Raw genomic sequence first — 13,711 nt, 5'->3', positions numbered from 1 at the left:
AAACTAGAGGATTTCCTCATGTTCTGGGTATACTCGCCCTTTGTAATATTTTTCTTTAGCAAACGAAAGGGTAGCGCGTGTCTGCATACGAATCCCGGGCCTGGATTAAGCACTACAGCGACTGGACCCCCGCCAAGCTTGATTATGGCGATAAAACCATCGTTGACTACTACGTCAACAACCTCCGCATCAATGCGAATAAGTCCGCTACCTACTTCTTCGGTAATACGCAGAACTACGTGGAATTAGACGCACAGGTGCGCGCCGCCGCAGCGGGCCTTAAGGCCTTTGGCATCCGGCCTGGCGATAGGGTCGCCATCGTCATGCCCAACTGCCCCCAACACGTCGTGGCGTTTTATGCTGTCCAGTTGCTGGGGGCCACCGCGGTGGAGCACAACCCCCTCTACACCGCCCACGAGCTCGAGGGGCTTTTCCAGGACCACGGTGCGCGCGTGGCCATCGCGTGGGATAAGACGGCTCCGACGCTGAATAAGCTGCGCGCCACCACCCCGCTAGAGACCATCGTCTCCGTCAACATGATCGACGCGATGCCGCCGCTAAAGCGCCTCGCGCTCCGGATTCCCCTGCCGCCGCTGGCCGCCAAGCGCGAGCAGTTGACCAGCGCGGCCCCGAATACCGTGGCCTGGTCCACGCTTATCGGTTCTGCCATCGGCGGTGACGGCAAGGACCTCGAGATTGCCAAGGTCACGCAGGACGATATCGCGCTTATCCTCTACACCTCCGGCACCACCGGAAAACCCAAGGGCGCGCTGCTTTCGCACGGCAACCTCATCAACAACTGCGTGCAGGGCGAGGCCTGGCTGCCGAATATGGATACCACCGAGCAGCGCTTCCTCGCCGCCTTGCCACTCTTCCACGCCTACGGCATGACCACGTTGTGCGTGCTCAGCATCTACTTCGGCGCCGAGCTCATCTTGGTTCCGTCCCCGCAGATGCCGCTCATCATGGACATCGTTAAGAAGCACACCCCCACCTGGCTGCCGGGCGTGCCCACGCTGTACGAGAAGATAATGGACGCCGCCGAGGACAAGGGCGTGGATCTCACCGGCATCAGCAATGCCTTCTCTGGCGCCGCTACCCTGCCGGTTGATGTGATGGAGCGCTGGGAATCCATGACCGGCGGCCGCCTCGTAGAGGGCTTCGGCATGACGGAGACCTCACCCGTTCTCATTGGCAACCCCATGAACGGCACCCGCCGCCCGGGCTATGTGGGCCTGCCCTTCCCCGATACCGAGGTGCGCATTGGCAATCCGGATAATCTCGATGAAACCCAGCCGGATGGCGAACCGGGAGAGATGCTGGCTCGCGGGCCGCAGATCTTCCAGGGCTATTTCAATAACGAAAAGGCCACCGAGGAGTCCTTCCACAACGGTTGGTTCCGCACCGGCGATATGGCCACCATGGATGAGGACGGCTGGGTCAAGCTGGTCAGCCGCATCAAGGAAATCATCATCACCGGCGGTTTTAATGTCTACCCGGCCGAGGTCGAAGAAGTGGTGCGCAAGCACCCAGACGTCAAGGAGGTCGCCGTGGTGGGACGCCCGCGCAAGGATGGCTCCGAGGACGTCGTCGCCTGCGTCATCCTGCGCGACGGCGCCGTCTTGGACCCAGAAGGCCTCAAGGAGTACTGCCGCGAGCGCCTGACCCGCTACAAGGTTCCGCGCACCTTCTACCACTTTGAGGAGCTGGCTTCGGACCAGCTGGGCAAGGTCCGCCGCCGCATGGTGCAGCAGGATCTCCTCGATCTCCTCAAGCAGAAGGCTTAGTATTAACCACCATGTCAGACCTCGAGTACGACGCCACGCTGACGGATTTCCTCGCCACCGCCGTAGCCAACTTCCCCCACCGTCCCGCCACCTATTTCGGCGGCGAGACCTTAAGCTACGCGGAGCTTGATACCCGCATCGCCGCTGCCGCCGGCGCCCTGCGGGAGATGGGAATCCGCCCCGGCGACCGAGTAGCGCTGGTCTTGCCCAACTCCCCGCAACACCTCATCGCCTTTTTCGCGGTGCTGCGCCTGGGCGCGGTCGTGGTCGAACATAACCCTCAGTACACCGCCCACGAGCTGGCCCCACTCTTTGCCCACCACGGCGCCCGCATCGCCCTGGTCTGGGATCAGGTTGCCGCCGTGGTCAACGGCATGGCCAGCACGGTGATCCCCGTGTCCCTGGAGGCGCCGCTTCCCCTGTCCGGAGCCCCGGTACCCCACCGCGAGTCCGCGCTTGCCGATGCCGCCCTTATCCTCTACACCTCCGGCACCACCGGCCAGCCCAAGGGCGTGCTGCTCACGCACGGCAACCTCGCCGCTAATTGCATCCAATTAGAAGCCCAGGCCGATCTGCGCCCCGGCCACGAGCGTTTCCTCGCCACGTTGCCGATGTTCCACTCCTATGGGCTGACCATGAGCGTATTGCTCGCGGTGCGCTGCGCCGCCGAGATCATCCTGTTGCCCTCCCCGCGTCCGGCGGCCGTCGTCAGCGCCTTAGCGCAGCGTCGGCCGACGTGGATGCCGGGTGTTCCCACCATTTATGAGCGCGCCATGGACGAGCAGGCCGCTGAAGCAGCCGCAGATTTGGGCGGGGTGCGCTACGCCATTTCCGGGGCGGCATCGCTGCCCGCGCGCATCATCGAGCCCTGGCAAGACCGCAGCGGCGGCATGCTCGTCGAGGGCTACGGGCTCACGGAGGCTTCCCCCGTGCTGACCATTAATCCGCTTGGTGAGGGTCGGCGCGTGGGGACCATCGGCAAGCCGCTTGCCGATACCGAACTGCGCATCGGGGATCCCGATGACCTAGACCGCAGCCAACCCGATGGCACCCCCGGCGAGATACTTGCCCGCGGGCCCCAGGTTTTTGCAGGCTACCTCGGCAATCCAGCCGCCACGCGGGAGGCATTCCACGGCGATTGGCTGCGCACCGGCGATATGGGCGTGCGCGAGGCCGATGGACATTTCCGGCTGGTGGGCCGGATTAAAGAAGTCATCATCACCGGTGGATTTAACGTCTTTCCCAGCGAGGTGGAACATGCACTGTTGAGCCACCCCGCGGTGGGCCAAGCTGCGGTGGCGGGCGTCCCACGCGCCGATGGTTCCGAGGACGTCGCCGCCTGCCTGGTGCTCCACCCCGGTGCCGCCTTCGACGCGGAAGCGCTGCGCGAACACTGCCGTGGCCTCTTGGCCCGCTATAAGGTCCCGCGCCATTTCGTGGTGCAAGAAGAATTGCCGACCGACCAATTGGGCAAGCTGCGCCGCCGCCAGGTGCAGGAAATCTTGATGGCAGAGGTTGCTTCCCGCTAACTCGCGGCGGGAGAAACTACTTCCCGGCGCGGGTGCGGTGCTCGCTCCGGGTGCGGTGCTCGCTGCGGGCGGCACCAGCGAAGATGCGCCCCGAGCGCTCCTCTAGCTTCTGTTTCGCCCGCACCTGCTGTTGTGCCGCGAATTCGGAGCGCGGCGGGGCCTGAATATAGCGCTCGGCATGCAGCCCCAGCTGCAGCTCCTTGGCACGCAGGACCTCCGCATCGATCTTGATGCCCAAAATCAGCATCGTATTGGACAGCCAGACGGTCATAAATACCGCCATGACCGTACCGAATGCCCCGTAAATGCTCACCCCTGCCAGGTACTTGATGTAGAGGGAAAATGCGCCCCACACCACCAGGTTCGTCAGCAGCGCTACCACCGAACCCAAGGTGATCCACCGGAAGCGGCTGGGCCGAACGTTCGGCGCAAAGTGGTACCACACGGCAATGAGCGCCAGCGCCACCACGACCGTTATAGGGAAGCGCAACCAATTCCACACGGGCATAAAAATGCTGCCGATAAAGTCCACGGTGCCGTGCAGCCCCAGCCGGAGCGCCACGGGCTCGATGACGCTGTCCACGACGGTATCGCGCAATAAATTGGCACACAGCACCACCACCGCGCCGATGACTAGGACCACGGTAATGGCCCACATCAATGCCCATGTGCGAATGGTTCCGCGTCCTTCCACCCGGCCGTAGACCGTATTGGCGGTACGCGAGAAGGCACGCACATACGCCGAGGCGGCGAAGAGTGAAATCAGGACGGAGACCACCAGCGCAAACGTTCCCTCCCGTGTGGAACCGATAATGGAGCTGACAATGGTGCCGGCCTCCTCCGCCATGGAGCGTGGCACGTAGGTATCAATGAACTGCGCAGTCAGTGCCTCCACTTCGCCCCGGCGCGAAGAAAAGACCAGCGTGGCAATGGAATATGCCGCCAGGACAGTGGGCGCGAAGGCCATGAGGGTGAAGTAGGTCATCGCGGCGGCGCGGTCCATTAAGGCATCGTGGAAGAAATCAGCCCACACGCGTCGCATTACCAGACCCCAGCTGTCCTTGCGCAGGCGGTTGCCGCGCGCCCACGGATCGACATCGGCGGCCGGGCTTTCCACGGTGACTAGGCTGGTAACGGTGCTTGGCACAATCTTTTGCTGTTGGGCAGTCTGCTTCCGGGCTTGCTTGCTGTCGGTTGCGGGGGCATCGTCCAAGGCACTCATAGTTACGCAGCGTATGCGGCCTAAGAATCTATTCTGTGAAGTGACACTCGCAGCGATTAGGCTGGGGAGTATGACTGAACAGAACCAAGAAAAGATTAACGTCAAGTCCTTCGAGCTCGACCACCGCCTCGTCAGCGCGCCTTATATCCGCGTGGCTGACCGCACCGATTTGGGCGGCGGCGTGGAGATTATCAAGTATGACCTGCGCTTCTGCCAGCCCAATAAGGAGCACTTGGACACGGAGGCACTGCACTCCGTGGAGCACATGATGGCCAACTTTATGCGCAACTACACCGATAAGCTCATCGGCTTTGCTCCTATGGGCTGCCGCACCGGCTTCTATGCCATCACCAACGGCATGGAGCAGGATGAATTGCTGCGCGCCGTTGAGGGTGCGCTGAACGATATCCTTTCCGCCACCGAGGTTCCCGCCGCCAACGAAGAGCAGTGCGGTTGGGGCGCGCACCACAGCTTGAAGGGCGCGCAGGATGCAGCCCGCAAGTTCTTGGATGCCAAGCCGGAGTGGCTCGAGGTCATGGCTGCCTAAGGCTGCGCCGGGCACTTTTCCGGGGCGGCTTTTGCGCCGCCCGCGCCGCCCGCAAGCAACACATACGTCCAAAACAACCGCGTTTCGCCAAAAATGAGGGCGAATTTTAGAAGAACGCGGTTGTTTTGGACGTTTTTATGTGCGCGCGGCCTAGTCCTCGTCCATGGATACGCCCAGCCACACCGGCTCGGGAACGAGCTCAACGCCAAATGCTTCGCGCACGCCATCGCGGATCGTGCGGGCCAGCGCGACGATGTCGGCGGCGCTCGCGTTTCCGCGATTGGTCAGCGCCAGGGTGTGCTTGGTGGATAGCGTTGCCGGCCCGGAGCCGGGGTAGCCCTTCGTGAACCCAGCGTTATCAATAAGCCAGGCGGCCGATAGCTTCTCGCGCAGGGACGATTCGCCCTGTGCTGGAGCGGTGGCGAGGTGGCGGGGCATGCGGTCGGCGGGGGCATCGCCAAGCGTGGCGCGCACCTTGTCCTGGATGGCGTCGGCGACGCTGGATTCAACCACGGGGTTAGTGAAGAAGGAGCCTGCGGACCAGGTGTCGTGGTCGGCGGCATCGAGCACCATGCCCTTGCCGCGGCGCAAGGCGAGGACCTCCTCGCGGACTTGGGCGACGGGGCGGCGCTCGCCGGGGGCATCGGTAAGCTGCCCAAAGCGCAGGGGGCGAGAGAGCCCGTCCGTGGTCAATTGCAATTCGACCTCGAGTACCACCGCGCGGCCGGTGAATTTCAGGTTGGAGTAGCGGTAGGCCAGATCGAGATCGGAGACGGGAACCCACTCATCGGCATCGGTACGCAGGTTATACAGGCGCACGCGGGCCAAGACCTCAGAAATCTCGGCTCCATAGGCACCCACGTTTTGCACGGGCACCGCGCCCACCGTGCCGGGAATGCCGGACAAGCACTCAATGCCGCCCAGGGACTGCGCCACGGATTCCGCCACGACCTCGTCCCATACCGCGCCGGCTTGGGCGCGCACGAGGCCAGTCTCGGTATCCATGTCCACTGCGGCAAAGTCCAGGACAACGGCGACCACGTCTACCTCGCCATCAGAAACCAGCAGGTTGGAGCCGCCGCCCACCACGATGAAGGGAATCTTTTCTTTCTCTAGGTACCGCAGTGCCGCAACCGCCGCTTCGGGCCGTGAACAACGCAACGTGACCTGTGGCTTTCCCCCCACGCGCAAGGTGGTGAGATCGGCAAAGCTCGCCGTGGGATCCACGTCTACGCCGTCGATTGCTGTGAGTTGTTGCGTCAAAAATTTATCAAGCACGTATACCAAGGTAGTCTGTTAAGCATGTCAACTCGTAGTGAAAACACCGTAACCATCAATCAGCCTATCGACATGGTTCACAAGGCGCTGCTTACCCAGGGGTACTGGGAGTACATCGTGGAAAATCTTTCCCCGGAGGCAGGCCAGGTTCACGATTTCTCCGATAACGTAGCAACTCTCTACGAGGTTCTGCCGACCACCCTCTTGCCAGAGGCTGTGCGCGCCATGGTCTCGCAGGACCTCAAGGTCAAGCGCGTAGTCACCGTGGGCGAGCTCAACGGCCAGGCCGCTGACGTCAACTACACCGCAGACGTCAAGGGCACCCCGGTGGACTTCAAGGGCGAGATTTCCCTGGCCGGCGAGGGCGAGATGACCAAGCTGACCTACACCAACGAGATCTCTGTCAAGATCCCGATGATGGGTGCAGCCATCGAGCCGAAGGTGGGCGAATCCCTGGCAGAGCTCTTTGATAACGAGGGCAAGCTGACCGAACAGTGGATTTCTGAAAACTCCTAAGGCATCCCAGCCTTAGCATCCACCGATTCCCATGGCCGACCACGCTCATAACCTGCGCGCCAGCGCAACAGCGGGTCGGCCTTTTGGCGTTATTACCCGCGGCACCACCAACTACAACCGGCTGCGGCGCTGCGATAGGTGGATGGTGGCGCACCCGGAAATCTCGGCGCTGCTGCGCCACGTGCGCACCCCGCTCGCGCTCGACGTGGGCTACGGTGCCTCCCATACCACCACCGTGGAGTGGGCGCGGTGGCTGCGCCGCATCAATCCCCGCGTGGATGTGCGCGGGCTGGAAATCCACCCGGACCGGGTGCTGCCACCGCGCGATGGCGTGCGCTTTGAGCTGGGCGGATTCGAGCTTGCGGGCTACCGGCCGCAGCTGGTGCGCGCCTTTAATGTGCTGCGCCAATACGATGTGGACCAGGTTGCGGAGGCCTGGCAAACGGTGTGCTCGCGCTTGGCCCCCGGCGGGTTCTTCGTGGAAGGCACCTGCGATGAGCTGGGCCGGCGCGCGGCGTGGATCCTGCTCGATCAGCATGGCCCGAAGACGCTAACGCTCGCGTGGGATCCCTTCGACGTGGCCCGCCCTTCCGATGTGGCAGAGCGCCTGCCCAAGGTGCTCATCCACCGCAACGTGCCCGGCGAGCCCATCCACGAGCTCCTGCAGGCCGCCGATAGGGCCTGGGATCGCACCGCCGGGTGGGCCCCGCACGGCCCGCGGGTGCGATGGCGCATGGCACAAGCCCTGCTTGCCGATGTCCCCTTTAACCTCCAGCCTCCCCGCCGCCGGCTGCGCGATAATATGCTCACTGTGAGCTGGGAGAGCATCGCGCCCCGCTAATATCCAGCACACATTGCCACCGGCCGCCTCATGCGCCACACTGGTAGTCATGGCTGCAAAGAAATCGGGCGGATCGCTCGCTTGGAAAATTGTCGTAGGCGTCCTCGTAGCGCTGCTTGTTTTAATCCTCATCGCCGAATTTGGCCTGCGCTGGTTCATTGGTAACCAGATGACCGAGGAGTTTAAAAATAGCGCCAAAGAAGAAGGCATCGAGGTCACGGAGGATCCCTCGGTAAGCTTTGGCGGCAGCCCCCTCCTTTTTGGGCTTATGCGCGGCTCGATTTCCCAGATGGATATGACCACGCCGTCGACCCTGCAGATCGAAGGCTCGCAGATCAAGGGTCAACCCGCCTCTGAAATCCACGTGGAAGATATGTCCACGGATGCAGATAACCCAGTGGCCGGCTTCCTCCGCGCCACCACCACCGTTCCGGATGACTATCTGCTGGCGAGCTTCCAAAAGGGAATCTCGGACCAATCCGGCAGCGAAACCATTGGGAATATGGTGGTCACTGAAATCACCGCGAATGACCAGAGCGACGAGCTGGAAGTGAAATTCGGCGGCGGCTTGGCCAGCCTTTCGCTCAAGCCCACCGCCCGTGACGGCAAGCTGGAGATCAATGCCACCGAGGCCGCCATCTTTGGCCTCTCCCTGCCAGAGCAAGCCACCAGCGCCATTTCTGATGCCTTGCAGGACGGCATGTCTGAGCAGCTCGTTGCCAATGACATGCAGGTCGAATCCGTGGACGTGGGCGACGGCAAGCTCACGCTGACCATCACCGGCACCGATGTTCCGATGAACGATATGGACCACTTCTCCGCCGAGAGCGGCGAGCAGAAGAAGGCCGCCTAAAAGAGTCGGCCAAAGAAGCGGCCGACCTAGGGCACTACTTAGGCGGCGGGAAATTCTACGACTGGCAGTGAGCTGGACAGCTCGCTGCCTTTTTCTATGACGAGTTTGTGAAATCCCGCCTGGGCGGCGGCAGTTTCCGCGAGGGACCGCGCCGGTTCTGTCTCCGGCAGGATGAGGCCCACGCGGGCCGGGTCCGGGCAGGCTTCGCGGATGGCGACGAGCTCGGAGAGGATGGGGGTGGCATCGGCAAGCGTGGCGTCAACGCTGACCCACACCTCGTCCGCGCCGGACTGGATGGCCAGGCGGGCCTCAGAGGCCTTGATGAGCGTGTGGTGCCGGCCGGTGGGATAGCCCGCCACGGCGGTAATGCCCGCCGGTTCTGCTGCAGCCGCCACCGTCACGTGGTGCGGCGAGACCAGCACATGCTGCCCGGCGGACTGCTCCCTGACTTCGGCGGCGGAAGCGTGCAGGAGATTTTTCATGCTTAGTAGCTGTAGTCGCCGTTGATGATGGCCTTGAGCTGCGGGCGCACGTCAAACCAGTAGATGCCGGTGATGACCGTGCCAATCCACGCCAAAAATTGCAGGCCAGTAGCCATCGCCACCGCCGAGCCCGCAAGCAGGCCTACCCATACCCATTTACCCTTGCGGTCGCCGGCCCGAAACGCGTCCTCGCGCGTCGATGCTGCGAGCACGGCCCCGATGATGGCGGTAATGGTCAGGACCTGGAAGAAGTAGATGGGAAACTTATAGGCAATGTCAAGTAAGAGGTACATGCAGATTAATTCGTGGGTTCGTCGGTATCGATAACTTCGCCATCGATAATATTATCGTCACTCTCCGCAGCAGCGGAATTACCGTTCTTGGGCGCGTTCTTCTTCTCGTTCACGCGCTCCTGGGCATAGTCATACGCGTCCTTCACGCCCTCGCTCGTTTCCTTGTACGCATCCGCGAACTTGTCCTTGGCCTCAGAGAAAGCCTCCGAGTCGCGGGTTTCTTCCGCGGCCTTCTTAATGGACGCGCCCCACTGCTTGGCGGTAGTGGTGGCCTTATCCAGCATGCCGTCGTTCTCGCCCTGTGGGCCCTGCGCACCTGCGCCCTGCGCGCCCTGGTTCTCTCGCTCTTCCTGCAGGCGGCCGCCGAAGTCCTTGGCGGTATTCAGCGCGGACGCGCCGGCTTCCTTCAGGGAATTAAAAAGTTTCTTCTTCTCAGTCATGAAATCCTCCGTGTGACGTATTATTCCGGTGCATTAGGCGCCGAAAATGAGATGATTAACAGCATATATGGCCAAGCCTGCCAGGGAGCCGACGATCGTGCCGTTAAGGCGAATAAATTGCAGATCCTTGCCCACCATCAGCTCGATATTCTGCGAAGCCTCCTGCGCATCCCAGCGCTTGATGGTCTCCGGGATGATCGCGATGATTTCCGGGGCGAATTTCTCGACCGCGTAGCGCGCGGCCTTGTCCACGAGGTCATTGGCCTGGGCCAAGAACTCGGAATCCTCGAGCAACCGGTGCGCCAATTCCTTCACCTTGGCCGTCATCTTCTGCCGCAGGAAGGACTCCGGGTCATTGAACTGATCAATGAGCGTGGTAGAAATCGTGCGCCACATCGCTGCGGGTGCCTGCTGCACCTGGTCAGAGGCGAGCATCTCTTGCTTAATGTTCTCAATGCGCTCGCGCATATCCGCATCCCATTGCAGGTCCGCAGCCAGCTTGGATAGGTTGCGGCGAATGGCCAGGCGAGCCTCGTGGTTGCCATCGCGGCGGACCTCGTCGGCGAAATTAACGAGCTCGTTATAGACCTTGTCCCCCACCATCTCGCGGGCAAAGCGCGGCGCCCACCCGGGCATGCGCTCATCGATGGCCGTGACCACCGTCGATTCCATGCCAAGAATCTTCTTGTGTGCCCAATCAATGAGGTCATCCTCCAGCGGGCGCGCCTTGCCGTCCGCGATATAGCCCTCCAGCAACCGGCCCAACGGCGGCCCCCATTCCGGCTCCGCCAGGCGGTCCATGACCTGGGTGCGGATGAACTGCTCCGCCTCAGCCGGGTCGAGGTCCTCCACCACACTGGCGGCGCGCTCACCAATCCATTCGGAGACTTCCTCCGCCTTGCCGGGTTCTGCCCCCTGGCGCGCCAACCACAGCGGCAGCTCCGCATCCCGCACCTTGGCGCTCAGCGCATCCGCGGTCAGGAAATTCTCCTCCACAAAGTCCTTCAGCGCATCGCCCACGCGGTCCTTATTATTCGGAATCAGCGCCGTGTGTGGGATGGGCAGGCCCATCGGCCGGCGGAACAGTGCCGTCACCGCAAACCAGTCCGCCAGGCCACCGACCATGCCAGCCTCCGCCGCCGCACGCACGTAGCCGACCCACACCGGGGCCCCGCTTTCCGATGCCTGCCACCACGAGCACCCCAAAAAGATCACCGCCGCCAGCAAAAGCAGCGACAGCGCAATCGCCTTCCACCGCCGCAGGTCCGCCCGGCGCGCCTCCTGGTTACCGGCCCGCGGCACACCGGTGCCTGACGATGCCGGCTCCCTAGCCGTATCGAGCTCTGCGTCCGAACGGTGCGTCATGTGTTCTCCTTGGGGATTAGATGAGATTTCGTGGTGGACAGCAAATACATTGCTCAACATTAGTGCGTGGGGCTGCCACGATGAATCTACCGTGATTCCCCAACCAACTGGGCCCAAACTTTTAGATAATAAGTTGTCTGCTCAATGTCGGGACGCCACGTAGAATGACATCAACTGAGTTTGAAAGGTAAATTCTCTATGATCAAACGCAGCAAACTTGAGCTGACGTGGTACAACAAGGACAAAGCTCTTATCCCGCTGAACGAAGGAAAATACGGTTATGCATGGGTTGAGCCTACTGATCCCCGGTATTGCCAAACACGGCCTCTAGTCTTTGATAAGCGCTTCACGGCCCGACAGGGAAACAAGGATGACAGTACTACCTACTCTGAAAGGGCAGACTTTCTGCCTCAAGACGATAACTTGCTCATTCTTGGTGAGTCTGGCGACGTTCTTGAAGCATTAACCCGTAGTCCCGAAATATCGGACAAATACGTAGGGCAAGTCAAATGTATCTACATCGACCCTCCTTTTAACACTGCACAATCCTTTGCCAGCTACGAAGACAACCTAGAGCACTCCGTATGGCTGACAATGATGCGCGACTGCCTGCTCAACATGCGCACTTTACTCAGTGATAATGGCTTAATATGGGTACACCTTGACGACGTAGAAAACCACCGTATGAAACTTTTACTGGATGAAATATTCGGAGTAGAAAATTTTGTAGCGGAATTTATTTGGCAGAAACGTACGTCTAAGTCGAATGATGCAGACATTTCCATTTCCCACGACACCATCATCTGTTTCGCTAAGGATCGCGGAAAAATTCGGAAAACTCTGAATAAGATCCCCTTAAAAGCTGAGTTTAAGAATTTGGATGACGATCCAAGAGGGCCGTGGAAAACGGCTCCGTTTGCAGCACCAGGCCACCGCCCAAATATGGAGTACCCGATTACGCTTCCTTCTGGCCGAGTAATCACACCGCCAGTAGGACGTTGCTGGCCGCGACCGCTTGAAGGATACGAAGCGCTTCTTAAGGATGGGCGAATTTGGTTTGGTCCTAAAGGAGATGCTGCCCCCCCCCAGATCAAACGGTTCCAATCCGAAATTGACTCAGTAGTAGTACCCGATACCTTTTGGAAAGCAGAAGAGTTGGGCTCGACCACCACTGCCAAACGGGAGATTCAAGCCCTTTTCCCAGGAACCGACCCCTTTTCCACCCCTAAGCCGGAGCGTTTGTTGGAGCGCATTATCCACATAGCCACCGACCCCGGCGATATTGTATTGGACTGCTTTGCCGGCTCAGGCACAACAGCAGCGGTAGCTCAGAAAATGGGCCGACGCTGGGTAACCTGCGAATTGGTGGAAGATACCTTCCACCGGTTTACCAAACCCCGCTTAGAAAAAGTCATCAACAATGAAGACTACGGCGGAATCACGCTCACCAAGGGCAAACGCCTAGATGCTACCAAAACAGGTCTACCTGAACGCCTTGACCCAGAAGATGCCCAGAGACTTACTTCTTTGCTCAACAAGGCGATACAGGACGAACCTGAACTTAAAATAAATCCAGCTATCAAGGCAGTAAAAAATCTCGTCAAGACCAAAAAGTCCAAAGACACGGTGAACTGGCGTGGAGGTGGAGGATTCACCGTTGCCCACTTAGCCCCCGAGTGCTTTGACTATGACCCAGAACTGAGACTGACCTTCCTCACTGAAGCCGCAGAAGGTGAAACACTCGTTCGTTCTATTGCCGCCAACCTCGGCTTTTATCTCAGCTCCGGGGACTCCTACTTCGACGGCCACTACAACCGAAAGCGACTCGCCGTAGTAGAAGGCCTCGTAGACAAAGCCAAGGTAGATGAAGCCATATCGCATCTACCAGAAGGATGCAGCGTAGACATCGCTGCCACTATGGTCGACGAAGACGTGCGCGACTACCTCTCCTCATTCGAAAACGGCTCACGCATTATCCACATACCATTCGGAGTCTTCCCAAACGCACCATCAAATCCCGATGAAGACGACAAAGTAGAAATCGTTGAACCTATCTCCATTGTTGATTCACGAGAGGACCGTTAACAATGTCTCTAAACGTAACCGTTGATAACAATCTAATTGCTGAAATCGCGAGTGATTTCAATCTGCGTGAGCCCAACCGCGAAGCGCTCAAGGCCGCTGTAACACGGCTTGAATCCGGTGATTTCGATCCGCAGCAACCACAGATTCTTAACCTTGCCACTGGTGCTGGCAAGACCTATGTCATGGCTGCTCTAATTGAGTATTTGCGTCACCAAGGCCACAACAAGGTCATGGTGATTACTCCAAGCACCGTTGTCCAAAACAAGACGGTGGATGATTTCAATCTGGGTAGCAAACGCTACCTGGGAGGCTTTCGAGTACCACCTCACGTCATTACCCCTAATGATGTGCATCATCTACGTACGGATGCCGGTCAGCTTTCTTTGGGGCAAGCGAGGACCTGACCCCCAGATGGTGGACACCTTGAAACCAGCATCTCGCTGGGGAAGTGAGGTACCTTTCCACCATGCCAC

Annotated in this window: 14 protein-coding genes; 8 read left to right on the top strand and 6 right to left on the bottom strand. The window is 60.1% G+C overall.

The window, feature by feature from the left end; translation table 11 throughout:
• The first annotated feature begins 77 nt into the window (after positions 1 to 77).
• Both ABRP93_RS06720 and ABRP93_RS06715 read left to right on the top strand, forming a co-directional pair.
• Positions 78 to 1,787: a long-chain-fatty-acid--CoA ligase gene (locus tag ABRP93_RS06720; RefSeq protein ID WP_349887371.1), complete on the top strand. Its 1,710-nt coding sequence runs from the start codon at positions 78 to 80 to the stop codon at positions 1,785 to 1,787.
• An 11-nt stretch (positions 1,788 to 1,798) separates the two neighbouring features.
• On the top strand, positions 1,799 to 3,316 hold the full coding sequence (locus ABRP93_RS06715) for an AMP-binding protein (protein ID WP_349887369.1): 1,518 nt from the start codon (positions 1,799 to 1,801) through the stop codon (positions 3,314 to 3,316).
• Positions 3,317 to 3,332: 16 nt separating this feature from the next.
• On the opposite strand, the gene ABRP93_RS06710 is transcribed toward ABRP93_RS06715, so the two are convergent.
• Positions 3,333 to 4,538, bottom strand: coding sequence for a YihY/virulence factor BrkB family protein (locus ABRP93_RS06710; RefSeq protein WP_349887368.1), 1,206 nt, complete (start codon positions 4,536 to 4,538; stop codon positions 3,333 to 3,335).
• A 70-nt stretch (positions 4,539 to 4,608) separates the two neighbouring features.
• Here ABRP93_RS06710 and ABRP93_RS06705 point away from each other — a divergent pair, with 70 nt between their 5' ends.
• Complete coding sequence (locus ABRP93_RS06705; RefSeq protein ID WP_023016638.1) at positions 4,609 to 5,085, top strand: S-ribosylhomocysteine lyase; 477 nt, start codon at positions 4,609 to 4,611, stop codon at positions 5,083 to 5,085.
• A 150-nt stretch (positions 5,086 to 5,235) separates the two neighbouring features.
• Here ABRP93_RS06705 and ABRP93_RS06700 read toward each other — a convergent pair whose 3' ends face one another.
• The gene (locus ABRP93_RS06700; protein WP_349887366.1) at positions 5,236 to 6,363 is read right to left on the bottom strand and encodes a UDP-N-acetylmuramate dehydrogenase; all 1,128 of its coding nucleotides are present in this window, start codon (positions 6,361 to 6,363) and stop codon (positions 5,236 to 5,238) included.
• A 24-nt stretch (positions 6,364 to 6,387) separates the two neighbouring features.
• On the opposite strand from ABRP93_RS06700, the gene ABRP93_RS06695 reads away from it, so the two are divergent.
• The 3 genes from ABRP93_RS06695 to ABRP93_RS06685 are packed head-to-tail and all read left to right on the top strand — an operon-like array spanning position 6,388 to position 8,573.
• The gene (locus ABRP93_RS06695) at positions 6,388 to 6,879 is read left to right on the top strand and encodes a DUF2505 domain-containing protein (protein ID WP_284630701.1); all 492 of its coding nucleotides are present in this window, start codon (positions 6,388 to 6,390) and stop codon (positions 6,877 to 6,879) included.
• Between the two features lie 31 nt (positions 6,880 to 6,910).
• Entirely contained in the window at positions 6,911 to 7,720 is an 810-nt protein-coding gene (locus ABRP93_RS06690) for a class I SAM-dependent methyltransferase (protein WP_349887365.1), read from the top strand.
• A gap of 49 nt (positions 7,721 to 7,769) precedes the next feature.
• A complete protein-coding gene (locus ABRP93_RS06685) occupies positions 7,770 to 8,573 on the top strand; it encodes an LmeA family phospholipid-binding protein (protein WP_237801421.1) in 804 nt (267 codons plus the stop codon).
• Positions 8,574 to 8,611: 38 nt separating this feature from the next.
• Here ABRP93_RS06685 and ABRP93_RS06680 read toward each other — a convergent pair whose 3' ends face one another.
• The 4 genes from ABRP93_RS06680 to ABRP93_RS06665 are packed head-to-tail and all read right to left on the bottom strand — an operon-like array spanning position 8,612 to position 11,153.
• Entirely contained in the window at positions 8,612 to 9,055 is a 444-nt protein-coding gene (locus ABRP93_RS06680; protein ID WP_349887364.1) for a deoxyribose-phosphate aldolase, read from the bottom strand.
• 2 nt (positions 9,056 to 9,057) lie between these two features.
• Positions 9,058 to 9,348: a DUF2516 family protein gene (locus tag ABRP93_RS06675; protein ID WP_005280977.1), complete on the bottom strand. Its 291-nt coding sequence runs from the start codon at positions 9,346 to 9,348 to the stop codon at positions 9,058 to 9,060.
• 5 nt (positions 9,349 to 9,353) lie between these two features.
• Positions 9,354 to 9,788, bottom strand: a complete 435-nt coding sequence (locus tag ABRP93_RS06670; RefSeq protein ID WP_349887363.1) for a CGLAU_01105 family protein — start codon at positions 9,786 to 9,788, stop codon at positions 9,354 to 9,356.
• 33 nt (positions 9,789 to 9,821) lie between these two features.
• On the bottom strand, positions 9,822 to 11,153 hold the full coding sequence (locus ABRP93_RS06665; RefSeq protein ID WP_349887362.1) for a DUF445 domain-containing protein: 1,332 nt from the start codon (positions 11,151 to 11,153) through the stop codon (positions 9,822 to 9,824).
• Between the two features lie 198 nt (positions 11,154 to 11,351).
• Here ABRP93_RS06665 and ABRP93_RS06660 point away from each other — a divergent pair, with 198 nt between their 5' ends.
• Entirely contained in the window at positions 11,352 to 13,238 is a 1,887-nt protein-coding gene (locus ABRP93_RS06660) for a site-specific DNA-methyltransferase (protein ID WP_349887361.1), read from the top strand.
• A gap of 2 nt (positions 13,239 to 13,240) precedes the next feature.
• Positions 13,241 to 13,642, top strand: a complete 402-nt coding sequence (locus ABRP93_RS06655; RefSeq protein ID WP_349887359.1) for a DEAD/DEAH box helicase family protein — start codon at positions 13,241 to 13,243, stop codon at positions 13,640 to 13,642.
• The last annotated feature ends 69 nt before the right edge of the window (positions 13,643 to 13,711 follow it).

The sequence above is a fragment of the Corynebacterium sp. KPL2850 genome (genome assembly GCF_040225855.1).
Lineage (GTDB): Bacteria > Actinomycetota > Actinomycetes > Mycobacteriales > Mycobacteriaceae > Corynebacterium.
Note: the sequence above shows the minus strand (reverse complement) of the source record. Positions and strands in the feature narration are given on the sequence as shown.